24 protein-coding genes are annotated in these 24,326 nt (G+C 69.2%); 7 read left to right on the plus strand and 17 right to left on the minus strand.

The window, feature by feature from the left end; translation table 11 throughout:
* Window positions 1–80: 80 nt before the first annotated feature.
* From RHM57_RS15695 to RHM57_RS15705, 3 genes are read right to left on the minus strand one after another with little or no spacing between them, the layout of a single operon-like run.
* Window positions 81–1,313: an ABC transporter permease gene (locus RHM57_RS15695; RefSeq protein WP_322188604.1), complete on the minus strand. Its 1,233-nt coding sequence runs from the start codon at window positions 1,311–1,313 to the stop codon at window positions 81–83.
* On the minus strand, window positions 1,310–2,104 hold the full coding sequence (locus RHM57_RS15700; RefSeq protein WP_304989794.1) for an ABC transporter ATP-binding protein: 795 nt from the start codon (window positions 2,102–2,104) through the stop codon (window positions 1,310–1,312). Before RHM57_RS15700 ends, RHM57_RS15695 begins: the two co-directional genes overlap by 4 nt.
* Window positions 2,097–3,311 (minus strand): efflux RND transporter periplasmic adaptor subunit, encoded by a 1,215-nt coding sequence (locus tag RHM57_RS15705; protein ID WP_322188607.1) that lies wholly within the window; start codon window positions 3,309–3,311, stop codon window positions 2,097–2,099. Before RHM57_RS15705 ends, RHM57_RS15700 begins: the two co-directional genes overlap by 8 nt.
* Before the next feature lie 171 nt (window positions 3,312–3,482).
* On the opposite strand from RHM57_RS15705, the gene RHM57_RS15710 reads away from it, so the two are divergent.
* Window positions 3,483–3,971 carry a YajQ family cyclic di-GMP-binding protein gene (locus tag RHM57_RS15710; protein ID WP_134448794.1) on the plus strand — a complete coding sequence of 163 codons (489 nt, stop codon included), beginning with the start codon at window positions 3,483–3,485 and terminating at the stop codon, window positions 3,969–3,971.
* Window positions 3,972–4,094: 123 nt separating this feature from the next.
* Here the strand turns inward: RHM57_RS15710 and RHM57_RS15715 are convergent, their stop codons facing one another.
* Genes RHM57_RS15715 through ubiE form a run of 3 tightly spaced genes read right to left on the minus strand, consistent with a single transcriptional unit; the run spans window position 4,095 to window position 7,392 of the window.
* On the minus strand, window positions 4,095–5,555 hold the full coding sequence (locus RHM57_RS15715) for an FAD-dependent oxidoreductase (protein ID WP_134448793.1): 1,461 nt from the start codon (window positions 5,553–5,555) through the stop codon (window positions 4,095–4,097).
* Between the two features lie 10 nt (window positions 5,556–5,565).
* A complete protein-coding gene (locus tag RHM57_RS15720) occupies window positions 5,566–6,636 on the minus strand; it encodes a polyprenyl synthetase family protein (protein WP_134558656.1) in 1,071 nt (356 codons plus the stop codon).
* A gap of 30 nt (window positions 6,637–6,666) precedes the next feature.
* On the minus strand, window positions 6,667–7,392 hold the full coding sequence (ubiE, locus tag RHM57_RS15725; RefSeq protein ID WP_166787350.1) for a bifunctional demethylmenaquinone methyltransferase/2-methoxy-6-polyprenyl-1,4-benzoquinol methylase UbiE: 726 nt from the start codon (window positions 7,390–7,392) through the stop codon (window positions 6,667–6,669).
* Between the two features lie 113 nt (window positions 7,393–7,505).
* Between ubiE and RHM57_RS15730 the strand changes: the two genes are divergently transcribed.
* Complete coding sequence (locus tag RHM57_RS15730; RefSeq protein WP_322136988.1) at window positions 7,506–8,732, plus strand: isochorismate synthase; 1,227 nt, start codon at window positions 7,506–7,508, stop codon at window positions 8,730–8,732.
* A gap of 145 nt (window positions 8,733–8,877) precedes the next feature.
* Here the strand turns inward: RHM57_RS15730 and RHM57_RS15735 are convergent, their stop codons facing one another.
* From RHM57_RS15735 to RHM57_RS15745, 3 genes are all read right to left on the minus strand, one after another.
* Window positions 8,878–9,753: a polyphosphate kinase 2 family protein gene (locus RHM57_RS15735; protein ID WP_322188609.1), complete on the minus strand. Its 876-nt coding sequence runs from the start codon at window positions 9,751–9,753 to the stop codon at window positions 8,878–8,880.
* A gap of 77 nt (window positions 9,754–9,830) precedes the next feature.
* Window positions 9,831–11,726, minus strand: a complete 1,896-nt coding sequence (locus RHM57_RS15740; protein WP_322188611.1) for a thiamine pyrophosphate-binding protein — start codon at window positions 11,724–11,726, stop codon at window positions 9,831–9,833.
* Entirely contained in the window at window positions 11,719–12,237 is a 519-nt protein-coding gene (locus RHM57_RS15745; RefSeq protein ID WP_134448789.1) for a PLDc N-terminal domain-containing protein, read from the minus strand. Before RHM57_RS15745 ends, RHM57_RS15740 begins: the two co-directional genes overlap by 8 nt.
* 90 nt (window positions 12,238–12,327) lie before the next feature.
* Here RHM57_RS15745 and RHM57_RS15750 point away from each other — a divergent pair, with 90 nt between their 5' ends.
* Entirely contained in the window at window positions 12,328–12,732 is a 405-nt protein-coding gene (locus RHM57_RS15750) for a DUF4229 domain-containing protein (RefSeq protein ID WP_134448788.1), read from the plus strand.
* Here RHM57_RS15750 and RHM57_RS15755 read toward each other — a convergent pair.
* The 3 genes from RHM57_RS15755 to RHM57_RS15765 form a co-directional block, all read right to left on the minus strand.
* Window positions 12,706–13,755, minus strand: a complete 1,050-nt coding sequence (locus RHM57_RS15755) for a 1,4-dihydroxy-2-naphthoate polyprenyltransferase (protein ID WP_134448821.1) — start codon at window positions 13,753–13,755, stop codon at window positions 12,706–12,708. The genes RHM57_RS15750 and RHM57_RS15755 overlap by 27 nt on opposite strands.
* A 158-nt stretch (window positions 13,756–13,913) precedes the next feature.
* Window positions 13,914–15,158, minus strand: a complete 1,245-nt coding sequence (locus RHM57_RS15760) for an AMP-binding protein (protein ID WP_322189883.1) — start codon at window positions 15,156–15,158, stop codon at window positions 13,914–13,916.
* A 16-nt stretch (window positions 15,159–15,174) separates the two neighbouring features.
* Window positions 15,175–16,086, minus strand: a complete 912-nt coding sequence (locus tag RHM57_RS15765) for a 1,4-dihydroxy-2-naphthoyl-CoA synthase (protein WP_134558652.1) — start codon at window positions 16,084–16,086, stop codon at window positions 15,175–15,177.
* A 379-nt stretch (window positions 16,087–16,465) separates the two neighbouring features.
* Here RHM57_RS15765 and RHM57_RS15770 point away from each other — a divergent pair, with 379 nt between their 5' ends.
* The 4 genes from RHM57_RS15770 (at window position 16,466) to RHM57_RS15785 (ending at window position 19,451) form a co-directional block, all read left to right on the plus strand.
* Entirely contained in the window at window positions 16,466–17,503 is a 1,038-nt protein-coding gene (locus RHM57_RS15770; protein WP_241975296.1) for a sigma-70 family RNA polymerase sigma factor, read from the plus strand.
* A gap of 194 nt (window positions 17,504–17,697) precedes the next feature.
* The gene (locus RHM57_RS15775) at window positions 17,698–18,030 is read left to right on the plus strand and encodes an ATP-dependent DNA ligase (protein WP_134448786.1); all 333 of its coding nucleotides are present in this window, start codon (window positions 17,698–17,700) and stop codon (window positions 18,028–18,030) included.
* Window positions 18,027–18,290 (plus strand): hypothetical protein, encoded by a 264-nt coding sequence (locus RHM57_RS15780; RefSeq protein WP_134448785.1) that lies wholly within the window; start codon window positions 18,027–18,029, stop codon window positions 18,288–18,290. The genes RHM57_RS15775 and RHM57_RS15780 overlap by 4 nt, the downstream gene beginning before the upstream one ends.
* Window positions 18,291–18,437: 147 nt before the next feature.
* Entirely contained in the window at window positions 18,438–19,451 is a 1,014-nt protein-coding gene (locus RHM57_RS15785) for an o-succinylbenzoate synthase (RefSeq protein ID WP_134448784.1), read from the plus strand.
* 21 nt (window positions 19,452–19,472) lie between these two features.
* Here RHM57_RS15785 and ccsB read toward each other — a convergent pair whose 3' ends face one another.
* From ccsB to RHM57_RS15810, 5 genes are read right to left on the minus strand one after another with little or no spacing between them, the layout of a single operon-like run.
* The gene (gene ccsB, locus RHM57_RS15790) at window positions 19,473–20,504 is read right to left on the minus strand and encodes a c-type cytochrome biogenesis protein CcsB (protein WP_322189884.1); all 1,032 of its coding nucleotides are present in this window, start codon (window positions 20,502–20,504) and stop codon (window positions 19,473–19,475) included.
* 51 nt (window positions 20,505–20,555) lie between these two features.
* Window positions 20,556–22,247 carry a cytochrome c biogenesis protein ResB gene (resB, locus tag RHM57_RS15795; protein WP_322188614.1) on the minus strand — a complete coding sequence of 564 codons (1,692 nt, stop codon included), beginning with the start codon at window positions 22,245–22,247 and terminating at the stop codon, window positions 20,556–20,558.
* Window positions 22,231–22,992, minus strand: coding sequence for a cytochrome c biogenesis CcdA family protein (locus tag RHM57_RS15800; RefSeq protein ID WP_134448782.1), 762 nt, complete (start codon window positions 22,990–22,992; stop codon window positions 22,231–22,233). The genes resB and RHM57_RS15800 overlap by 17 nt, the downstream gene beginning before the upstream one ends.
* A complete protein-coding gene (locus RHM57_RS15805; protein WP_241987443.1) occupies window positions 22,989–23,630 on the minus strand; it encodes a TlpA family protein disulfide reductase in 642 nt (213 codons plus the stop codon). The genes RHM57_RS15800 and RHM57_RS15805 overlap by 4 nt, the downstream gene beginning before the upstream one ends.
* Complete coding sequence (locus RHM57_RS15810) at window positions 23,627–24,271, minus strand: histidine phosphatase family protein (RefSeq protein WP_322188617.1); 645 nt, start codon at window positions 24,269–24,271, stop codon at window positions 23,627–23,629. The genes RHM57_RS15805 and RHM57_RS15810 overlap by 4 nt, the downstream gene beginning before the upstream one ends.
* Window positions 24,272–24,326: the final 55 nt, after the last annotated feature.

Consider the following 24,326-nt stretch of genomic DNA (forward strand, 5'->3'; position numbering starts at 1 on the left):
GGTGGCTGAAGCGGATGCCCGGGGCCGGTTCTGCCTGCCGGGCGAGTCGTGCGGGGCGTGGGTTCGGTTGACGCGCATGGCTACTCGCTCCTGAGCGCATCGATCGGCGCGAGCTTGGCCGCCCGGGTGGCGGGGTAGACCCCGAAGACGATGCCGATGGCGATCGCCACGCCGATGGACAGCCCGACCGCGAGCGGGGACACCACGATCGAGCTTCCGATCACCGCGGGCAGGGTCAGGGCGGCAACGACGCCGATCACGGCACCGAGGATTCCGCCGGACAGCCCGAGGATGGCGGCCTCGATCAGGAACTGGCGCCGGATCGCCCACGGTGGGGCGCCGAGCGCCTTGCGGAGGCCGATCTCCCTGGTGCGCTCGGAAACCGAGACGAGCATGATGTTCATCACGCCGATGCCGCCGACGAGGAGCGACAGCCCGGCGACGCCAGTGAGGAGGATCGTCAGGGTCTGGTAGACCGCTGTCGCGGTGCTGACCAGGGCGTCCTGGCTGCTGATGGTGAAGTCGGCGTCGTCCGTCGAGGAGATCGAGTGCAGGTTGAGCAGGAGCGCGTCGGCCTCCTGGTACGCGGCGGACAGTTGCGTGTCCGAGGCGGCCTGCAGGTAGATCGTCGACACCGCATTGCTCGAGGTGCCGCCGACGAGGGCGGTGGCCGCCGTGCTGAACGGCACGATGGCCACGTCGTCGAGGTTGCTCGAGGAATCCGAGCCCGCCGTGGCGAGCACGCCGACCACCTGGAAGGTCTTGTCGCTGATCACGACGGACTGGCCGACCACGTTCTGGGTGCCGAAGAGTTCGTCGGCGGTCTCCGAGCCGAGCACGACGACCGCTGCGGAGGCATCCACCTGGGCCTGGGTGAAGAAGGAGCCGCGGGCGAGGGTGCGCTGCCGCACCGAGGTCCACGCGGTCGTGGTTCCCGTGACCGTCGTCGTCCAGTTGGTGTCATTGGCCGTCAGCGAGAGCGAGGTGGTGCTCTCCGGGGCGACCCCGGAGATGTCGGGGGCGTTCACGGTGGAGCTGAGGGCCTCGGCGTCCTTGATCGTGAGTGTCGCGCTCGTGCCGAAGCCGCCGCGGGTTCCCGTTGTGCTCGTGCTGCTGCCGGGGGCGACGATGAGCAGGTTGCTGCCGAGGGAGCTGATCTGGGCGCTGACGTCGAGCTGGGTGCCGAGGCCGAGGCCGACGGTCAGGATGACCGCGGCGATGCCGATCAGGATGCCGAGGATCGTGAGCATCGAACGCAGGGCGTGGGAGTAGACGGCGCTCCAGCTGGTGCGGAAACTCTCCATCCAGGTCATGCCGCATTCACCTCGTCCCTGATGATGGCGCCGTCCTTGACCCAAACGATGCGGCGGGCGCGCTGGGCGACCTCGAGTTCGTGGGTGATCAGGACGATCGTGCGGCCGAGGGCGTTGAGTTCGTCGAACAGGGTGAGCACGTCGCGGGTCGACACCGAGTCGAGGTTTCCGGTCGGTTCGTCGGCGAGGATCATGGTCGGTTCCCCGACGAGGGCCCTGGCGACGGCGACGCGCTGCTGCTGGCCACCGCTCATCTCTCCAGGCTTGTTGTCGAGGCGGTCGCCGAGGCCGACGCGTTCGAGGGCGCGGCTCGCGCGCTTCCTGCGTTCCTCGCGCGGGACGTGCCCGTAGACGAGCGGAAGTTCGACGTTGCGCCAGGCCGGGAGCGAGGACAGCAGGTTGAAGCCCTGGAAGACGAAGCCGATCTGCTGGTTGCGCACGCTCGCGAGTTCGATCTCGTCGAGCTCCTCGACGTCGGTGCCGCCGAGGCGGTACTGGCCGCGGGTGAGGGTGTCGAGGCAGCCGAGGATGTTCATGATGGTGGATTTCCCGGAGCCGGACGGCCCCATGATGGCGACGTACTCGCCCTCGTGGATGGCGAGGTTGATCCCTTTCAGTGCTTCGAATTCGATGGTGCCGGACCTGTAGGTCTTTCCGGCGTCGATGAGCTCGATGACGGGGCCTGCGGCATCCGCTTCGAGCACCCACGGGTGGGCGGGCAGGGCTGCGGACGGTACTGCCGCCTGGGGCGCGGGCAGGGGGGCGAACGGGTTCGCGAGCGGCTCAACCACCGTTCGACCCGTTTCCCTGGGTCATTCCGCCGGAGGGCGGGCCGCCGGACGGGAATCCGCCGCTGCCGCCGCTCTGCCGGTCGGTCGTCGAGCCGCTGTTGCCGGAGCCAGGGGTGAATGTCACGACCACGACTTCGTCGCCCTCCGCGATCCCGGTGAGGATCTCGGTGACGTTGCCGACGGTCTCGCCGACGGTGACGGTCGTCGCAACCGCGGTGCCGGAGGCGTCGAGGGTCTTCACCGTGGAGACGCCGTCCGCGGTCGTGACCGCGGCGCTCGGGACGGTGAGCACGTTGGTGCGACGCTCGTAGACGATTTTGGCCGTGACGGCGACGCCGTCGTAGAGGCCGTCGGGGTCGCCGGTGACGGCGACGACGACGGGGTAGGTGACCGCTCCGGAGGTCGTCGACGGCAGGATGCCGACGGACTGCACGGTTCCGAAGAACGCGGTGCCGTCGTCGAGGGAGAGTTCGACCTGGTCGTTGACCGCGACGTTCGCGATGTCCGACTCGCCGATGGCGAGGGAGAGCGACCACGAGTCTGTTCCGACGATACTGAAGTCGGCCGTGCTCGTCGAGGTCGAGGCGGTCGAGGCGGTCGTGGCTCCCCCTGCCCCAGAACTGCCCGAGCTGCCCGAGGAGATCACGTCACCGACGGCGACGTTGACCGCGGTGACGAGGCCGGCGGCGGGGGCGGTGAGGGTCGCACCGGCGACTGCGGCCTGCGCGGTCACGACGGCGGCCTCGTCGACGGCGACGGATGCCGTCTGGGCCGCGATCTGAGCGACGGCAGCGGCGGTTCCGTCGCTGTCGCTCACGCTCGTGGCGAGTTTCGCCTTCGCGGTCGCGAGCGTCGCCTGCGCTTCGAGCACGGCGGCGTCGAGGCTGAGCGTGTCGACGGTTACGAGCACCTGGCCAGCGGTCACGGTGGTCCCCGCGACGACCGGCACGGCCGTGACGGTACCGGACACGGCGAAGCTGACCGAGTCGTTCACGGTCGGGGTCGCGGTGCCGTCGCTGTCGACGGTCTTCTGCATGGTCGTCAGGCTCGCTGCGGTGGTGATGGGAGCGGCGACCGTGGACTTGGTGTTCGCCGGAACGGCGAATCCGAACCAGTAGATGCTGCCGCCCGCGAGGGCGAGCACGATGACGCCGGCAACCACCCAGGTTCGTGGGCGGATGTGCGTGAGAAACTGTGGCCGTTTCATGGTCTCCTCGATAGCTCGTGCGCGGCTTCTGACTGCCGCGTCGGCAACGGTACGCAGCAGGGCTATGGCCGCGGCCTCCAGCGGCTATCAGTTCCCGATGAGCCCGGCATGCCCGGTGCGTGAGCCGGTGTGCGGATGCCGGGCGAAGCATCCGCCGATAACATTGCTGTCATGGCAGACTCAACGTTCGACATCGTCAGCAAGGTCGACCCGATGGAGGTCGACAACGCCCTCAACCAGGCCCACAAGGAAGTCGCGCAGCGCTACGACTTCAAGAACGTCGGCGCCTCGATCGAGATGAGCGGCGAGAAGGTGCTCATGAAGGCGAACTCGGAGGAGCGTGTCAAGGCGATCCTCGAAGTCTTCGAGTCCAAGCTCATCAAGCGCGGCATCTCGCTGCGCAGCCTCGACGCGGGCGACCCGTACGCCTCCGGCAAGGAATTCCGGATCGAGGCCTCGATGAAGGCCGGCATCGACCAGGAGAACGCGAAGAAGATCGGCAAGATCATTCGCGACGAGGGCCCCAAGGGCGTCAAGAGCCAGATCCAGGGCGATGAGCTGCGCGTGAGCTCGAAGAGCCGCGACGACCTGCAGGCCACGATGGCGCTGCTCAAGGGCAAGGACCTCGACGTCGCCCTGCAGTTCGTCAACTTCCGGTAGGCATCGGGGCATCCTTGTGACGCCGTTCCACAATATGGCGCTGATGAGCCCGGACACCACCGCAGCGGACGTCGACGCCCACCTCGCCGTGTTCGGCGAGGTGGGCAGCGAACTGCTCGGGTTCTAGGCCGAGGCGGTCACTGCTGCTGGCGCGACGGCGCGGGAGATGGCGACCATCTCGTCGCGCGGCACGACCTTGATCCGCACCCGACCCTCGGCCGCGCCGAGCGCCTGCTCGTGCTGGTCGAGGCGGTGCCAGCCGTCGAGGTTCGTGTAGTCGACACCGCGTTCCTCGAGGAGCGCGACGACGCTCTCCTCCGACGGGGATTCGGGCCGCCACCAGTTGCCGAGATCGTTGATCAGGTGCCGCACGGTCTCCATCGCGTCGGACTTGGTGTGCCCGATCAGGCCGACAGGCCCGCGCTTGATCCACCCGGTCGCGTACACGCCGTAGAGCTGCTGGTTGGCGCTCCCCGCACCGGACGACGGGTCGCCCTTGGAGAGCACCTGCCCCTCGCGGTTCGGGATCACGCCGTGCTTCTTGTCGAACGGCACCCCGGGCAGCGGCGAGCCGAAGTACCCGACCGCGCGGTACACGGCCTGCACCGGCAGCTCGCGGATCTCCCCCGTGCCCACGACGCCGCCCTGGCCGTCCGGCGCTGTGCGTTCGTAGCGGATGCCGCCGACCCGGCCTGTGCCGTCGTCGATGAGTTCTAGGGGCTTGGCGAAGAAGTGCAGGTGCAGCCGGCGGCTCGCGCCCGCCTGCGGGTCCTCGGCGAGCTTGTGGGCGCGTTCGCGCCATTTGCCGAGCACCTTGTCGATCACGAACACCTGCTTGTTGCTCGCAACGGCGGCGCGCGCGGCGTCGTCGTAGTCGAAGTCCTCGTCGTAGACGACGATGTCGACGTCGGGCAGTTCGCCGAGCTCACGCAGTTCGAGGGGCGTGAACTTCACGGATGTCGGTCCGCGACGCCCGAAGATGTGCACGTCGGTCACGGGTGAGGCCTTGAGCCCGTCGTAGACGTTCGCCGGGATCTCGGTGGGCAGCAGGTCGTCCGCGTGCTTCGCGAGGATCCGAGCCACGTCGAGGGCCACGTTTCCGTTGCCGATCACGGCGACCTGCTTCGCTTCGAGCGGCCAGGTGCGCGGGTAGTCGGGGTGGCCGTCGAACCAGCTCACGAACTTGGCGGCGCCGTAGGAGCCGACGAGGTCGATGCCGGGGATCCTGAGGTCGGCGTCGCGCACGGCGCCGGTCGCGAAGATGACCGCGTTGTAGTGCTTCCTGAGGTCGTCGAGCGTGATGTCGACCCCGAAGCGCACGTTTCCGAAGATGCGGATGTCGCCGCGGTCGAGCACGTCGCGCAGGGCGGTGATGATGCCCTTGATGCGGGGGTGGTCCGGCGCGACCCCGTAGCGTACGAGCCCGTACGGCGCGGGGAGGTGGTCGAACAGGTCGATCGAGACCTCGAAGTTGCGTTCCGCCTTGAGCAGGATATCCGCGGCGTAGATGCCGGCCGGCCCTGCCCCGACGATCGCCAGGCGCAGCTTCGCGGGTTGCTGGTCGGTGGGGCGCTTCTCGGTCATGACGACCTTTCTAACTTGAACGCTCGACGATCGTGTCGGCGAATCGGGTCAGCGCCTTCTTGACGGACCCGTCGGGCAGGGGAGCGAGGGAAGCAACGGCGTCGTGTGCCCAGCCGTGGGCCTCTGAGAGGGTCTGCGCGGTCACCTCGTGGTCGCGCAGCGCGGCAATCGCGGAGTCGGCCGCCTCTGAGCGGGTGCCCTGGCTGCTCATGACGTCCCGCTCGAGCCGCTCGAGCAGGGCCGCGGATGCCGGCTCGTCGGCGGCGCGCTCGCGGAGCCTGAGCAGGGGCAGGGTGGCGACCCCGGCACGCAGGTCGGTGCCTGGCACCTTCCCGGTCGCCTCGGGCTGCGGGGACAGGTCGAGCACGTCGTCGATGAGCTGGAACGCGACGCCGATTTTCTCGCCGAAGCTCACGAGGGGCTGTTCGAATTCGTCGGGCGCATCCGAGAAGATGATGCCGGCCTGGGCCGCTGCCGCGATGAGCGAACCGGTCTTGTCCGCGAGTACCGAGATGTAGTGCTCGATCGGGTCGTCGCCCGCGTGCGGGCCGACGGTCTCGTGCAGCTGCCCCATGACGAGGCGTTCGAAGGTGTCGGCCTGCAGGCGGATGGCCCGCTCGCCGAGCTTGGCCATCAGCTGGCTCGCCCTGGCGAACAGCAGGTCGCCGGTGAGGATCGCGACCGAGTTTCCCCAGACCGTCTGGGCGCTCGGGACGCCGCGGCGCTGGCCGGAGTCGTCCATGACGTCGTCGTGGTAGAGCGAGGCGAGGTGGGTGATCTCGATCGCCGTCGACGCGGTCACGACGTCGGTGATCCCACCGCTGCCGAGGTGGGCGGTGAGGAGGGCAAGCATCGGGCGAACCCGCTTGCCGCCGGCTTCGAGGAGGTACCGGGTGGTGACGCTTGCGATCTCGTCTGCGAAGACGATCTCGGCGAAGAGGCTCGCCTCGACCCGCTCGAGACCGGCGTCGATTCCGGCGGCAAGGCCCCGGTCATCCGCTGTCGAGAAGATTCGATCGCTGAGGCCGATCTGGCTCGTCACGGAGGAGCCGCGCCGGAACAGGGGAAGACTCGGTTTCACTCTGACAGCCTATCCATTGGGTGGGGAGTTTCAGTCGGCGGGGACTGCCGCGGGGGCGGCCTTGACGCCGCGGTGCAGCGCCACGATTCCGAGGGTGAGGTTCTTGTAGGCGACGGACTCGTACCCGGCTTCGCGGAGCCATCCGCTCAGCACGGGCTGGGTCGGCCAGGCGGCGATCGATTCGCCGAGATAGTCGTACGCCTCGGCGTTCGAGGAGGCGAGCTTGACGACCCGGGGCATCACCTGGTTGAGGTAGGCGAAATAGGCGCTGCGGATGACCGGGTTCGGCGGGGTGGAGAACTCGCAGATGACGACCCTGCCGCCGGGCTTGGTGACGCGGAAGAACTCGGCGAGCGCCTTGCGCGGTTCCACGACGTTGCGGAGGCCGAAGGAGATCGTGACGGCGTCGAATTCGTTGTCGGCGAAGGGAAGCGCCGTGGCGTCGGCCTGGACGAACTCGACGAGCGGGTTGCCCGCTTGGCGTTCGCGGCCGACCGCGATCATGCCGGCGGAGAAATCGGCGGCGACGACGTGGGCGCCGGTGTGGGTCAGCGCGACGCTCGAGGTGCCGGTGCCCGCGGCGATGTCGAGGATGCGCTCGCCGGCCTGGGGGTTGACGGCGCGGGTCGCCTGGAGCCGCCACAGGGCGGCGTTTCCGACCGAGAGCACCGCGTTCGTGCGGTCGTAATGCGTCGACACCTGATCGAACATGGCAGCGACCTGCTCCGGCTGCTTACTGAGGTCTGCTCTGTTCACTCCAACAGTCTAGGTTGCCGTTCCCCGGTGATCCTGCGAAGCCGGTGATAGGGGCAGTCTGGAGTCCGGGAAGCCGGTCGTCGTGGCGGCTGGCATAGGCTGGGCAAGTGAATGTGCAGGCCCTAACGGTTGAAACCACTCCCATTGCCGACATTCGACAACTGGTCCTTCTCCTCGACGCCCAGAAGCCGCTGCTCTGGATGCGCCGCAACCAGGGCCTCGCCGGCCTCGGCTCAGCGCTGCGGCTCGAATTCTCGGGCCCGACCCGCATGACGGATGCCGCGAGTGCGTGGCGGGACGTCGTCGCCGCTGCGACGGTGACCGATCCCCTCGCGCGAACGGGCACCGGCCTGCTGGCGTTCGGAACGTTCGCCTTCGACGACGAATCCGCCGAGACGAGCGTGCTGCTCGTTCCGGAGGTCATCGTCGGACGTGAGGACGGTCTCTGCTGGGTCACCCGGATCTGGCCGACCGGAGGCACCCCTCCGGAAATTCCGGTGGCGCTGCATCCGCTGGGCACGGAGTACCGGATCTCGCTGCTCTCGGGCACGCTGCGGCCCGAGGCATACAAGGCAGCCGTCGATGAGGCGGTCGTGCGTCTCTCGGCCGGCGAGGTGAACAAGGTCGTGCTCGCCCGCGACCTCCGCGGCCACCTTCCGGCGAAGTCGGACCTCCGCCGCACGATCAGCGAACTCGCCCTCGGCTACCCGGACTGCTGGACCTACGCCGTCGACGGACTCGTCGGGTCGAGCCCCGAAACCCTGATCCGCGCCGACCACGGCGAGGTCAACGCCCGGGTGCTCGCCGGGACCGTCTCGCGCGGCGCCGACGCCGCAGCGGACCTCGAGGCCGCCGCCGCGCTCGCGACGAGCGCGAAGGACGGCGACGAACACGCCTTCGCGGTGCAGAGCGTGCTCGCCTCGCTGCGCCCGCATACCTCGCACCTGCTCACGAGCGAGCTGCCGTTCACGGTCAAGCTCCCGAACCTCTGGCACCTCGCGACGGATGTCGAGGGAACCCTCTCCGACGGATCGACCTCCCTCGACCTCATCGCCGCCATGCACCCGACGGCGGCAGTCGCGGGAACGCCGACGCAGGCAGCGCTTGCGCTCATCCGCGAACTCGAGCCCTTCGACCGCGGCCGGTATGCCGGGCCGGTCGGCTGGGTCGGAGCGGACGGCGACGGCGAATGGGCGATCGCGCTGCGCTGCGCCCAGGTCACTCCCGGCGGCGACGTCACGGCATACGCCGGCTGCGGCATCGTGCTCGGTTCAGAGCCCGACCGCGAGCTCGCCGAGACCCGGATGAAGTTCCGCCCCATCGTCGAGGCCTTCGGCTAACTCCCCCTCCTCCTCCGCTGCGCTCTGCGCTCAGCGCTCAGCGCCGTGAACCGCGAGAGCACACTTATGGCCCTAAAGACGACCCCATAAGGGCCGATTTCGTACTCTCGCGGGATGAACGGGAGGAGTGGGCGGATGGGGCGGGTCAGGTGGCTGCGAGGCGCGCCTTTTCGGCGTCGACGTCGAAGGCGGCGGGCGGCCAGTCGAGGTCCAGACGCTCGAGGGCATCGATCAGCAGGTGCTGCACGGCGAGGCGCGCGTACCACTTCTTGCCCGCGGGAACGACGAACCACGGCGCGTCGGGGGTCGAGGTGCGTTCGAGGGCGAGCTGGTATGCCGTCTGGTAGTCGGCCCAGCGCATCCGCTCGTCGACGTCGCCCGGGTTGTACTTCCAGTGCTTGTCCGGGCGTTCGAGGCGCTCCAGCAGCCGCTCTTTCTGGTCTGCCGAGCTGATCTGCAGCATGACCTTGACGATCGTGGTTCCGTCGTCGACGAGATCCTGCTCGAACTGGCGGATCTGCCCGTACCTGGCCTCGATCTCTTCGGCGGGGGCGAGCTCGTGCACGCGGGCGATCAGCACATCCTCGTAGTGCGAACGGTCGAAGACCCCGATCAGGCCGGGACCCGGCACGCGGCTCCGCACCCGCCAGAGGAAGTCGTGCGCGCGTTCTTCCGCTGTCGGTGCCTTGAACGCGGTGAGGCGCACACCCTGCGGGTCGACGGACCCGACGACGTGCCGCACGATGCCGCCCTTCCCTGCGGTGTCCATGGCCTGCAGCACGAGGAGTACCTTGCGGCCTCCGCCGTCATCAGCCGCGGCCCGGCTGTTGGCGTAGAGCTTCTCCTGAAGCGAATCGAGCAGGCCGACACCCGAGGCCAGCGCCTTGTCGGCGTTCTTCTTCGCGACGCCGTCGAAACCAGGGGTCGCGTCGGGGTCGACGGAGGCGAGCCGGAATCCGGGGCCGACGCGGAGCGTCTCGATCGGGTCTGAGTCCCAGAACTTGTGGTCGAGCCCGCTCATGATGATGCACCCTTCGTCGAAAATTGCAGGAAGACTGACACTGTGCAGCCGGGCCCTCGCGAGGCCATGCAGAAAACCTAGCGCGTGAGCGGCACCTCGAGCAGGCTCGGTCCGAGCGGCGGCGCGGTGAGCGCCCGCTCGAGCTCGCTGCGGGTCGCCGCCCGGTCGTATTCCCAGCCGTATGCTGCGGCGAGCGCGGAGAGGTCGACGCCCTGCGGTGTGTAGAGCACCCTGCTGATCAAGTCGTCGGGGGCGGATGCCGCGACCTCGAGCCCGTCGAAAATGGTTCCGCCACCGTCGTTGCCGACGATGACCTGCAGCCGCGCCCGCGCCTCGCCCGGGACCAGGAGCATCGATCCCGCGTCGTGCAACAGGGCGAGGTCGCCGAGGAGCAGCCGGGTCGTTCCGGTCGAGCGCGGTTCGCTGCCGTGCTGGAACGCCTGGCTCGCGAGCGCGATACCCGTCGCGGTCGAGATGGTGCCGTCGATGCCCGCGAGGCCCCGGTTCGAGTGCACGGAGATCTTCTTGCCCGGCACCCGCCGGTCCGCCTCGCGGATCAACCGGGACGCGCCGAGCACCAGCCGGTCGTGCGGCCAGGAGGCCCGCCAGACGGCGTCGACGAGCATGCTCCGGGTGACGGGAGCGCGGAGGGCTGCGAATTCGGCGCGCGTCATCCCGTGGGCGCCGAAGGGGACATCCGCGTCTTCGGTCGCCGCGTCGAGAACGCGCCGGCTCGACATCACCCAGCTGCCGAGCCAGGCCCGGCCGTCGCGGGTTTCCGCCTCGGACGAAGCGGATGCGCCGACACGCGCCGTGCGGGCGAACGTGCGCACCCGGTGCCCAGGGTTGTACCACTCGGCGCCGGTCGGGGCCACGACGATCGTCTCGACGTCGTCCCGCTGGATGAGGGCCGGGACTTCCCGGCTCAGCGACGGATGTCCGAACACGATCACGCGCTCGACCCTGCCGCCGAAGTCCTCGGCCTGCAGCAGCTCACGGTATGCGGCCACGAGATTCGGCCCGAAGCGGGCGTTGCTCGACACCTCCGCGAGCAGTGGCCAGCCTCCGGCCCGGGCGAACTCCTCTGCAGCACTCCCCGCGCCTGTGCCGGCGACCACGACGGTGCGCAGCCCCCCGTCGACGACGAGTGCGGCCTGGTCACCCGTCACCACGTCACCGCTCACCGCGAAAGCGGGTGAGCCGTCGGTCTGGCCGTGGCTCAGCGGCGGCTCAGTCGTCGTCGCGGCCGGGCCGGCGGAGCGCTCAAGGGTCACGGGGGCGGAGAGGGGCTCCCGGAAGGCGAGGTTGAGCTGCACGGGACCGGGGTCGAGCGAGCGGCCTCCGGTGGCGGCATCCATCGACCGGGCGGCGAGTTCGGCAGCGCGGACAGCGTCGGAAGAACGGCCCGCACCGTCGGCACGGGACTCGGTGGCATCGCCGGCATGGCCGGCCGGGGCACCGGCAGCAGCAATCGCAGCAGCACCGGGGGCCGGTACGTCGAGGCAGAGCCGGGTCGCGACGCCGAAGAGCCCGGTCTGCACGGTCGTCTGGTTCGAGCGGATGCCGCGGAGTTCGACGGGGCGATCGGCCGTCAGCACGATGAGGGGCACCCCGGAGTGATGGGCCTCGAGCACCGCGGGGTGCAGGTTGGCGACGGCGGTGCCGGACGTGCAGATCACGAGGGCGGGCACGCCGGTCTCGACCGCGAGGCCGAGCGCGAGGAAACCGGCGCCGCGTTCGTCGATGCGCACGTGCAGGCGGACCAGGCCGAGGCGTTCGAGTTCCGCGGCGACCAGGGCGAGCGCCTGCGAGCGGGAACCGGGGCTCACGACGATGTCGCGGATGCCGAGGCTCACGAACGCGCCGAGGAGGGCGACGCTGAAATCGGTCGCGGGGCTGCCGGTGGCCGCCGGACTGGTGAAGGGCAGGCCTTCACCCACGGCCGCGGTGTCGGTCAGGATCGGGTCAGGCATCCCGGCGGCCAGGCAGTTCGCCCTCGCCAGGGTCGGTCGTCTTCTTGGGTTCGGCTGCGGCGGGACCCTTCGCCGGGCCGGTGGACTGGCCCGTCGATGGCCCGGCGTTGCCGGCGGCCTGCCCCTTGCCGGGGCCGGAGTTCTGGCCCTTGCCCGGTCGGTCTGGCTTGTCGGTCGCGTCCGGCTTGTCGAGGTCGGCGAGCTCCTGCTCCATCTGGCGGATGCGCTCCTCCTGGAGCCGGTCCCGGCCGAGGCTCTTCAGAAAATCGGGATCGTCATCGGGGGCCAGCTGCCGCGATGGGCCGCGACCGGGCGCGGAACTCTGGTTGCTGCCACGGCCGATGAACAGCCAGAGGAGGGCGCCGACGACGGGGACCAGGACGATCACAAAGACCCAGACCCAGCGCGGCAATCCGCGGATCCGACCGCGGTCGAAGGTGACACACTCGACGAGCGCATAGACGGTCACGAGAATGACCGCAATTCCTACGACAAGCCACACCTTTACCATCCGCTCATTCTACGTATATCACCCGAGAGATCGGTGAGTACGCAGAGGTCCGCAAATCTAACGATCGGAACCACAATCTATGCTGAAAGTATGAAAGCTGTCCCGTCCTGGCTGAGCTACTCGGTCTACCGCATCCTCATGTTCGCAGTACCCCTCGCGGTACTGCTGATGCTCTCGATCGTCTGGTGGGTCTCCGCCATCGTCGCGGCCCTGATCGGGCTCTGCCTGTCGTACATCTTCCTGCGGAAGCCCAGGGAGCAGGTCGCCCTCGACCTGTACACTGCCCGGCACCCCACCGCTGAGGTCGTACATCCCGACGCGGAGTCGGAGGACGCGGCGATCGACCGTGCCGCCGACGCCGCTGCTTCTGCCGCGGTCGCCTCTGCCGAGGCAGCGGATGCCGCCGGCCGGGCGACGACGCGGGCCGCGGCATCCGCTGCGCCCGTCACGACCGCTGGGTCAGCGGCGTCAGAACGCGAAGGCAGCGCCCAGTAGCAGGCCGTACAGGAGCGCGCTGAAGCTCGTGAGCTTGAGCGCCAGGATGAGCTCGGCCGCGGTCTTCGCTGTGACGGTGATCAGGCACGCCGGAAGGGCGAGCAGGAGCACGAAGAGCACGAACCAGGCGAGCGGGTAGAAGAGCGCGAAGAAGGCCGCGATCGCGAACGGCACGAGCAGCAGCACGCAGAAGACGATGCGGCCGGGCAGGTTGCCGATCAGCACCGCGAGGGTGCGCTTGCCGGACGCCTTGTCCGGGACGATGTCACGCAGGTTGTTGACCATCAGCACGGCGCAGGCGATGAGCCCGATCGCGACCCCGCCGAGCCAGCTCTCAAGGTTCACCGTTCCGACCTGCACGAAGGTCGTGCCCGCGGTTGCGACGAGTCCGAAGAACACGAACACGAACAGCTCGCCGAGGCCGAAGTAGCCGTAGGGACGCTTGCCGCCGGTGTAGAACCAGGCTGCGACGATCGCGGCGGCGCCGACGAGCAGCAGCCACCACTGGCCGCTCAGGATCACGAGCACGAGACCCGCGAACGCGGCGAGCCCGAAGAACGCGAGCGCGACGGTGAGCACGGACCGCGGCCTCGCCGCTCCTCCGCCGGTCAGCCTGGCCGGGCCGACGCGGTAGGCGTCGGTGCCGCGGATGCCGTCGGAGTAGTCGTTCGCGTAGTTCACGCCGATCTGCAGGCAGAGTGCCACGATGAGCGCGAGCAGGGCGCGGACCGGGTGGAAGACGCCCGGGTCGCTCGCGACGATGGCCGCGCCGGTGCCGAGGGCGACCGGGGCGATCGCGAGGGGAAGGGTGCGAAGGCGCGCGCCGGAGATCCAGTCGCCGGCCGTCGCCGGGCCGGAGCGGCCGTGCGCCTCTGCGCCGTTCCGCTTCGCCGGGTTTCCGGATCGACCGGAGTTGGCGGGCTTGCCCGCTGCCTTCCCGGCTGGCTTACCCGCCTGCTTTCCGGACGGCTGTCCGGCGGACGCCGGTGCCCCGAGGGTCTCCGAAGGATTCAATCGCTGCATTTTGGGCCTGACCGGCCGCGCTCCCTGTGCCACGTTTTCATGTTACCGGGCACTTGATAAGAGGATGCCGCGAGTCGGCACCCTCGCGCGACGCGCGCAGATCAACGCCCGTGGCCAGCGCATGCGCCCGCGGCTCAGCCCACGGCCAGTGACCGCGGCTAGGCCCGCACGGGGCCGGCGTCGGCGATGCGCTGCAGGGCGAGCCGGTCGGGCTTGCCTGAGACGAGCAGGGGGATCTCGGCGACCACAAGCAGGCGATCGGGCCGGGCCGCCTTGCCCAGGGCGGATGCGACGGCGTCCTTCACGACTGCGAGTCGGGCCGTCGACGTGTCTGCCTCCGTCTCCGGCGAGCTGAACGGCGTTGCGGTCGGCGACGTGCGCGAGGCCTCGCCCCGCGACCGGGCCGGCACCGCGGCGTGCGACCCAGGGACCGCGACGACGGGCACCTGGCCCCACCGGGCATCCGCCACCCCCACGATCACCGCGTCGGCGAAACCGGGCAGGGCGCGCACCACGCGTTCGACGGCGTCGAGGGAGACCTTCTCTCCGCCCGAGATGATCACGTTGTCCGCGCGGCCGAGCACGCGCACGAGGCCGGTCACGGCGTCGACCTCGCCGAGGTCGCCGGTGCGGTACCAGCGCACGCCGTGGTCTTCGGTGAAGCGGTCGTGGGTGCGGAGCGGGTCGTCGAGGTACCCGTCGGCGAGCACGGAGCCGGACATCTCGAGCTCGCCGTCGACGACGCGCACAACCGTGTCGCCGATCGGGCGACCGTTGTAACAGCATCCGCCGGCCGTTTCAGAGGAGCCGTATGTGCGCACGACCGCGATGCCGAGCGAGGCGGCGCGCTCGATCAGGGCAGGGGGCATCGCCTGGCCGCCGACCAGGATCGCCGTGAAGCGGCGCAGGAGTGCGAGCATTTCCGCGGCCCCGCCCTGGTCGTCAGCGTCGACCGCGTCGAGGAGGCGGGCGAGCTGCACCGGCACAAGGGAGGTGTAGCGCAGCGGCGCGGTCAGCCGGGTCGCCGCTTCGAAGAAGGCGGCCGGGTCGAAGTGACCGGGTGCCAGCGCGATCGGCGTGGTCCCCGCCTCGAGCGAGCGGACGAGCACCTGGACGCCCGCGACGTAGTGGGCGGGCAGGGCGAGCAGCCACTGGCCGGGCCCGCCGAGCGCCGCACTCGACGCCGCGGCGCTCGCCAGGAGGGCTGGCGCGCCGAGCAGCACCCGCTTGGGCACGCCGGTCGAACCGCTCGTCTCGATGACGACGGCCGTGCCGTCCGGAACGGTCACGGGCACGGGCACGGGCACGGGCACGGGCAGCAGGGCGTCCCCGCGCCCGGAGAGGGCCTCGCGGAGCAGGTCGAGGAGGTCGAGCGGCCGGTCGACGGAGACGACCCGGAGCATCCGTGTCACGGCGGGACTAGAACTGCCAGTCGTACGGACCCCAGTCGGGGTCGCGTTTCTCGAGGAACGCGTCGCGGCCCTCGACGGCCTCGTCCGTGCCATAGGCGAGCCGCGTCGCTTCGCCCGCGAAGACCTGCTGCCCGACGAGTCCGTCATCGACGGCGTTGAAGGCGAACTTGAGCATGCGGATGGCGGTGGGCGACTTGGTCAGGATCGTGCGAGCCCAGTCGATGGCTTCGTTTTCGAGATCGGCGTGCGGGACGACCGCGTTGATCGCGCCCATCTCGAGGGCGCGCTGGGCGGAGTACTCGCGGGCGAGGAAGAAGACCTCGCGCGCGGCTTTCTGCCCGACCTGGCGGGCGAAGTATGCGCTGCCGTAACCGGCGTCGAAGGAGCCGACGTTGGCATCCGTCTGCTTGAACTTGGCGTGCTCTGCGCTCGCGATGCTGAGGTCGCAGACCACGTGCAGGGAGTGCCCGCCCCCGGCCGCCCAGCCGGGGATGACGGCGATGACGACCTTCGGCATGAAGCGGATCAGGCGCTGGATCTCGAGGATGTGCAGTCGGCCGCTGCGGGCCTTGTCGATGCCGCTGGCAGTCTCGCCTTCCGCGTACTTGTAGCCGTCGCGGCCACGGATGCGCTGGTCCCCGCCCGAGCAGAACGCCCAGCCGCCGTCCCTCGGGCTCGGGCCGTTTCCGGTGAGGAGGACGACGCCGATGCGCGGGTTCATCCGGGCGTCTTCGAGGGTGGCCTGCAGCTCGTCGACGGTGTGCGGCCGGAACGCGTTGCGCACCTCCGGGCGGTTGAACGCGACGCGCGCGATCTGCCCGGTGAGGTCGTGGTGGTACGTCACGTCGGTGAGGGACTCGAAGCCCGGGACGAGTTTCCACTGGCTCGGGTCGAAGATTTCAGACACCTGTTCGATCATGCTGCAAGCCTACGCGGCGGACCCCGCGCGCGGACCCGAGGGGTGCCGGCTGGACAGCGCGCGGATGGGCGCGCTCTCACACATACTCAGGCCTGAAAAACCAAACGACACGCCGGTGAAAATGAGAAATACCCCTTTTGTGGTGGCAAAGTCAACCCCCTTGAGCGCCTCATTTTCACCATGTGTACTTGTGGTCTCAGTGAGACCCGGAGGTAGTCATGAACGACCTAGACACACAGTCAAAAGCCCCGATCGACCTGCCACTCCACAACGACGTGGCAACCCGAACCCACAGCACCATCAGCGCCGTCAGCATCCGCATGACCCCGGCAGAAAACACCAGAAAACACCAGAACGCCATCGGAACGGCGGTGCGACCGTGACCGTCACGATGAACACGTCGGCACCGGCCCACGACCACTTCGATTCTCCCGACTCCTACCGCGCCCCGCTCCCCTCGATCAACCCGGCCGGCTCATCCCAGCGTTCGGCCGGCAGTACGGCAGCGTCCCGCTACAGCAGGGCATCCACGGATGCCTTCGGCGACTACCTGCGCCGCATCGGCAAGGGCCCCCTCCTGAGCGCCGAGGATGAGGTCAACCTCGCCCGGCGGATCGAGGTCGGCCTGTTCGCCGCAGAGAAGCTCGCGCACGGGGTCGACGACCACGAGCTTTCCCGGGAACTCGCCTGGCTCGCCCACGACGGCGGCCGGGCGAAGAACCACTTCATCGAAGCCAACCTCCGCCTCGTCGTCAGCATCGCCAAGCACTACTCCGGCCGCGGGGTGCCGATCATGGACCTCGTCCAGGACGGCAACATCGGCCTCGTCCGAGCGGTCGAGAAGTACGACTTCATGACCGGATACAAGTTCTCCACCTACGCGACCTGGTGGATCCGCCAGGCGATTCACCGCGGAATGGCCGACAAGTCCCGGATGATCCGCATCCCCGTGCACACCGCGGAGAAGCTCAACAAGATCAAGCGCATCCGCCGCGACCTCACGAGCACCCTCGACCGCGACCCCTCGCTCAAGGAGCTCTCCGAGGCGGCGCAGATCCCCATCCGCGACGTCTCGCGGCTGCTGCAGTACGACAATGAGCCGATTTCCCTGCATTCCCCGGTCGGTGACGGCGTCGGAGACATCTCGGAGCTCATCATCGACGACGACCTGCCGCAGCCGGACGAGTATGCGACGGTCACGCTGCGTGCCGCGGACATCTGCTTCTACCTCGACGCGCTGCCGCCGCGGGAGCGGTCGATCCTGAAGGCCCGATTCGGGCTCGACGGCGACGAACCGCGCACCCTCGACCAGATCGCCGTCATCCAGGGCGTCACGCGGGAGCGGGTCCGCCAGATCGAGAAGCGCGCGCTGGCCCTCCTGCACGTGCCTCGGCTCGAACGGTACCTGCGCGATTAGATGCCCGCAGGCCTGGTCCGTCGATGACCGGTTGTGCGGGTGCGTGAGCACCCGCACAACCCGGTTCCGGCGTGACCCAACTTTTCCACGGCACTGAACTTTTCCACGGCTCTCCGGGGGACCCCCCGAACTGAGCATTGGCAACGTCTCGATTTTGTAGCAATAATTCCTTATGACGCGCCAACGAGGGAATCATGGGAAAGCTCACCTATAACTCGACGGTGACGGCCGACTTTGATGATCGCATCCTGGCGCACATCCAGGTGGTCATCGGAGCCAAGCTGCGCCGGGGAGAGTGCTTCTACTTCACGTGGAGGGACGACCCGTCCGGAGGCGACGGTCGCAGCACGATCTGGCTGCATCCGGCCATCCCGCTCGCCTTCAAATACTTCGGCGGTCGCTCGCCGAGCCTCAATCGCGACTGGGTGGAGGCGCTCATGCTGACCGCCAACTCCTCTGGCGGTTTGCAGCTCGTCCCCGAACCGCACCGGCCGGCATCCGTGCTCGCGACGAAGGATGAACCATGATTCGCATCGACATCGTCTATGGCGGTCAGCAGTACTCCCTGGGCGGCCGGTCCGCAGAGTCGCTCCGGAATGAGATCAACGCGGCCGTCACGTCCGGCCAGCCGTACTGGCTTCCGGTCAACAGCGGCGGCGGCCGCTTCGAGGACGCCTATCTCCTGATCGCGCCCGGCATCGCGTTCGCGGTTATCGACGTCAAACCCACCAACGGGGACGACCTCGACCTCGAGGTCGACGGCGCCTTCAACCACGACTCCCTCTAGCCTCCCGCACGGTCCGCTCCGCCGCGCGCCCACTGCGCCGTTCCGCGCCCGGCAGGCCTGGCGCGGAGCGGCGCTTCTGGCGCGCACGCCCCGACGCGTGCGGCGGCACGGTCGCCCGCACCCGCGCCCGGCTGGCAGACTGGAAGCATGCTTCCCCCACTCGCAGAGTTGCTCGGAACGGCCCGCATTGTCGCGTTGCCGCTCATCACCCGATTCCGCGGAATCGACACCCGCGAGGCACTCCTCCTCGAAGGACCGGAGGGCTGGACGGAGTTCGCGCCGTTCGCCGAGTACGACGACGCAGAGTCCGTCGCCTGGCTGCGCGCCGCGATCGACTTCGGCTGGACCCCGACGCCCGCCCTCCTGCGCGAGAGCATCCCCGTCAATGCGACCGTCCCTGCAATCGACGCGGAACTCGTGGCGGATGTCCTCGCCCGCTTTCCGGGGTGCCGCACGGCCAAGGTGAAGGTGGCCGCCCCCGGGCAGACCCTCGCAGAAGACGTCGCCCGCGTGCGCGCCGTGCGCCGGGTGCTGGGACCGGAGGGGCGCATCCGTGTGGACGCGAACGGCCTCTGGAACCTCGACGAAGCCGAACACGCCCTGAACGCCCTCGGCGAGTTCGACCTCGAGTACGTCGAACAGCCGTGCGCGAGCATCGAGGAACTCGCCGAGATCCGCCGTCGCTCCGCCGACTACCTCGGCATCCCCGTCGCCGCCGACGAGAGCGTGCGCCGCGCCGAGGACCCGCTGCTCGTGGCGACCACGGGCTCTGCCGACATCCTCGTGATCAAGGCGGCACCGCTCGGCGGGATTCACGTCGCACTCGACCTCGTTGCGCTGGCCGGCCTGCCCGTCGTGGTCTCGAGTGCCCTCGACACCTCGGTCGGCATCGCGATGGGCGCGCACCTCGCCGCCGCGATCCCCGGCCTCGAGTTCGACTGCGGCCTCGGCACCGCCTCGCTGCTCGCCGCCGATGTCACCCACGACCCGCTGCTGCCGGTCGACGGCCGGATCCCGGTTCGCCGCGTCGTGCCCGACGCCGACCTGCTCGACCGCTACGCGGCATCCGCCGAGCGCAGCGCCTGGTGGCTCGCCCGCCTCAGCCGCTGCTACGCCCTGCTCGCCGCCGAACCCGCCATCACGGACGCCATCACGGACTGACCCGCCCGGGCGGATGCCGGGTTAGAGGCCCGAGTATGCGTGCAGTCCCTTGAAGAAGACGTTCACGACGCCGAAGTTGAACATCACGGCGCTGAAACCGACGATCGCGAGCCACGCGGAGCGGGAACCGCGCCAGCCCCTGGTTGCACGGGCGTGGATGTAGCCGGCGTAGATGGTCCAGATGATGAAGGTCCAGACCTCCTTGGTGTCCCAGCCCCAATACCGGCCCCAGGCCTTCTCCGCCCAGATCGAACCGGCCATCAGGGTGAACGTCCAGAGGATGAAGCCGATGATGTGAACCCGGTACGCCAGGTTCTCGAGCGTCGCTGCCGAGGGCAGCGTCGCGAGGAAGCGGAGGCGCACCCGGCCGGCGGTCGTGACGAGCGCCTCCCGCCGGAACTGCAGCAGTTGCACCACGGAGAGCGCGAAGCCGAGCGCGAAGAACCCGGTTCCGAGCGAGGCGACGAAGACGTGGATCACGAGCCATGCCGACTGGAGCGCCGGCGGCAGCGGGGCGACCTCGACATAGAAGCGCAGCGCCGCGATGCCGAGCAGCACGAGCACCATGCCGGTCACGAAGGTGCCGAGGAAGCGCAGGTCCGCGCGGGTGAGCACGATCAGGAACACGGTCACGATGAGCAGGGTGCCCGTCATCGCGAACTCGTACATGTTGGCCCACGGCACCCGCCCGGCGGCGAAGCCGCGCAGCACGTCGGCCATCAAGTGGATCGCCCAGGCCAGCACGGTGAGCGAGACGCCGATCCGCAGGCTCTTCGAGCGGCCGTACGGGGTGGCGGCGTCGTTGGCGATGCGGGCGCTGATCCGGTTCACGATCGTTCCGGCGGATGCCGCGGCACCGGCCTTGCCCGCAGGCTTCCCCGGATCGAGGGTCGCGTCCCTGCCCGCCGGTTGCGCCCCATTGGCCGCGCCGACGCCGACCGGTACGGCGGCGAGCGCCGCGAGGCCCGTCGCCTCGTCCGCCGTCTTGACGGCCGCGGAGCGCTTGGCGAGGTCGAAGGCGAAGGAAATGAAGGCGAGCGCATAGACGGCCATCGCCGAGTACAGGCTCAGGATCGAGAGCTCGTTGAGATTCACGTGGTCAGCCTAATTCTGTTCGGTCGCCGGGACGGCTGATGTGGAGGATACCAGCAGTCGCCCGTGGCGGTCTGCGATGTCGGTCACGGCTGCTTCGAGGGCCGGGTCCTCGCCGCGGGCGAGTCCCGCGTACTCGAGGGTCAGCGATCCGTCTTCGCTCTCGATCGCCTTGACCCAGACTCGCCGCCGCGGCACGAACAGGCTCGTGAGCAGCCCGAGCAGGGCGAGGATCGCGAAGGACAGCACCCAGACCTGCGTCGGGTCGTGGTGGATGTCGAAGGACGCGAACCGCAGCACCGAGCCGGAGAAATCGTTCGCGGCGGCGCCGGGGTGCGCGTCGTTGAACGTGACGGAGCCGAGTCCGTTCGGCAGCTGCTGGGTCTCCCCCGGCTTGAGCTCGAGCGACTTCACGCCGGTCTTGCCACCGGTGAGCCGCGTCATCTTGTCGGTGTTGAGCGAGTAGACGGATGTCGGAACTCCCGCGTTCAACCCGAGGTCGCCAGAGTAGATGTTCAGGGTGAGCATCGGGTATTCGAGGTCCGGGTACGACGAGTAGAAGGCGCCCGTCGAACTGGCGGCCTGCGTCGGGTAGAAGAAGCCGATCATGCCGAGCTGTTCGCTGAGGCCGTCCGGCACCTTGATCACGCCGAGCGAGGTGAGGTTCGCGTCCTGCGGCAGGAACGGCACCGCGTCGGTGAAGACGACGACCCCGTTGGGGTCCTTGACGGTGATCGAGGGCGCGTAGCCGTTGCCGAGCAGGTACACATCGGTGCCGCCGGTGCGCATCGGGGTGTTCACCTTGACGACGCCGGTCTGGAGGGCCTCGCCGCGGCGGGTGACGCTGACGGCAGCGGAGTAGTCGATCGCCTGGCCGTACGCCTCGAGGTTCTGGGTCTCGTAGGTGACGCTGAAGTCGTCGAGGGTGAGCTTGTACGGCTCGAGGCTCGAGTCGCTGAAGAACCGCCCCGGGCTGAACGAGTCGTAGGCGAGCAGGGTGTTCACGAAGGTCTGGCCCTCGACGAGCACCCGTTGGCCGCTGAACCCGAAGCCGCTGCCGAAGCCGACCGTGATCAGGATGCCGACGAGCGCGAAGTGGAACACGAGGTTTCCGGTCTCGCGCAGGTAGCCGCGCTCGGCCGACGCCGAGAATTCCCGCCCGCCGCGTGCCGGCGCGCTGTCGAACAGGGCGACGCGGTAGCCGCTCTTCTTCAGGAGCGAGCGGGCGGAGTCGACCGCCGCCGCGGCATCCGTGCCGGCAGGAGCCGTGCGTTCGGTGAAGCCGGCGAGCCGCATGAGCCGCGCTGGCGTGCGCGGCGGCTGGGCCCGGAGCGCCTGGAAGTGGTGCTTCGTGCGCGGGATCACGCAGCCGATCAGCGAGATGAACAGGAGGAGGTAGATCGCCGAGAACCAGGCGGAGGAGTAGACGTCGAAGGCCTGGATCTTGTCGAGCACGGGAGCCAGGTCGGGGTTGTCCGCGAAGTACTGGGTGACACCGTTCGGGTCTGAGCTGCGCTGCGGAACGAGCGAACCGGGCACGGCGGCGATCGCCAGCAGGAGCAGCAGGAACAGGGCGGTTCGCATGTTGGTGAGCTGGCGCCAGAACCAGCGCAGCCAGCCGACGAGGCCGAGCCTGGGCTGGATGACATCGTCGGACGCCGGGGCCGGCGCTGGGGAATCGTAGTGGTCAGATGGCCGGGACATAACTGCCGATCACTCCTTGCAGGTCGAGGAGCCAGGCATTCCAGACGCCGGTCACCATGAGGACGCCGATGACGACGAGGAGCACGCCCCCGAACAGATTGATCGCGCGGACGTGCCGTTTCAGGAACGACACCGCCCCTGTCGCCCAGTTGAGGCCGAGCGCGATGAGAAGGAACGGGATGCCGAGTCCGAGCGCATAGAACAGCGCGAGCAGGCCGCCCTGCCACGGGGAGCCCGTGGTGAGGCTGAGCGAGTTGATCGCCGTGAGCGTCGGACCGGTGCACGGGGTCCAGCCGACGGCGAAGACCGCGCCGAGCACGGGGGCGCCCGCAAGTCCCGCGCGCGGGCGCCAGCTCGTCTTGACCGTGCGTTGCAGGGCCGCGAACTGGCCGACGAAGACGAGCCCCAGCAGGATCACGACAACGCCGGCGATCCGGGTGACGAGGTCGCGGTACTGGTTGAGCCAGAAGCCTGCCGCGCCGAAGACGACCCCGGTCAGCACGAAGACGAGCGTGAAGCCGAGCACGAAGAGCCCGACGCCGGCCAGGAGCCGGTTCCGGCCGCGCCGGTCACCGCGACCGGCGGTCGACCGGCCGTCGGTGAATCCGCCGATGTATGCGAGGTAGCCGGGCACGAGCGGCAGGATGCACGGGGACGCGAACGAGACGAGCCCCGCGAGCACCGCGATGGGAATCGCAAACAGGAGCTGGCCGCTGAAGACGATTTCGCCGAAGGGATTGTTCACGCCGCGGGGACCTCGGCGATCGCGTCGCGCACAATGGTCTCGAGGATCGAGGGCGTCGACAGGGCGCCGAGGATGCGCGCGGCGACCCGGCCGCTCTTGTCGAGCACGAGGGTGGTCGGCACCGCGTTCGGCGGGATGCTGCCGCTGAAGGCGAGCTGCATGGCCCCGCCGTCGACATCCATGATCGAGGGATAGGTGATGCCGTAGCTCTGGTTGAACGCGATCGCGTTCGCGGCCTGGTCGCGCACGTTCACGCCGAGCCACTCGGCTCCTTTGCCGGAGAACTCGGCGTTGAGCTTCTGGAGGGCGGGGGCCTCGACCCGGCACGGCGCACAACTCGCGTACCAGAAGTTGACCACGAGCACTTTTCCGGCGTAGTCGGTGTTCGACACGGTGGCGCCGGTCTCGTCGACGCCGCTCCAGGTCACGGCGGCCCCGCGGTCGGCGGCCGGGATCTCCGTGACGCTGCCGTCGCCGGCGATGAAACCCTTGTTGCTTCCGGCGCGGTACTGGTCGGCGAGGGGGTCTGTCGAACAGCCGGTGAGGACGAGCGCGAGCGCGAGCAGCCCCGTCAGGCCGGCCAGGCCGGCGGCACGGCGCCGACGCGGGTGCGTTCCGTTCGCGGGACCGGCCTTCACACCGCTCCTACATCCGTGGCCCCAGCCTGCAGCGAGGCCGCCGGGTTCGCGTAGCTGATCTCCACGAGTCCCTCGCCCCGCCACGACAGCGTGGTGATGCTCGACAGGGCGCAGCGTCGGCCGCGCGGGTCGTGCGGGAGCCGCTCGCCGGCGAGGGCGCGGTGCACCATCCAGATCGGCAGCTGGTGGCTGACAAGCACGACGTCGCCGTCGGTCACGGAGTTGTATGCCTCGTCGATGGCCGCGAGCATCCGTGCCGAGATCACCCGGTACGGTTCGCCCCAGCTCGGTCGCAGCGGGTTGAGCATGGCCGGCCAGTTGCGCGGGTCGCGCAGGGCGCCGTGCTCGCCCGACATCCGCTTACCCTCGAATCTGTTGGTCGGCTCGATGATGCGCTCGTCGATCTCGACGGGCAGGCCGAAGGCCGCGGCGATGGGCGCCGCGGACTCGCGGGTGCGCTGCAGGGGGGAGGCGATGACCCGGCGCACCGGCCGGCCGCGTTCGACGAGGTCGACGGCAGCGGCGGTCGCCATGGCGGCACCGAGGTCGGAAAGCCGGAATTCGGGCAGCCTGCCGTACAGCACGCGCTCAGGATTGAACACTTCACCGTGACGGACGAGATGGATCTGGCTGGCTACCACCCGCTCATTCTACGGAGGAGGTGCCCATGAATTAGCCGAGAGCCGGTGCCGCTAA

The sequence above is a fragment of the Cryobacterium sp. 10S3 genome (assembly GCF_034344045.1).
Lineage (GTDB): Bacteria > Actinomycetota > Actinomycetes > Actinomycetales > Microbacteriaceae > Cryobacterium > Cryobacterium glucosi.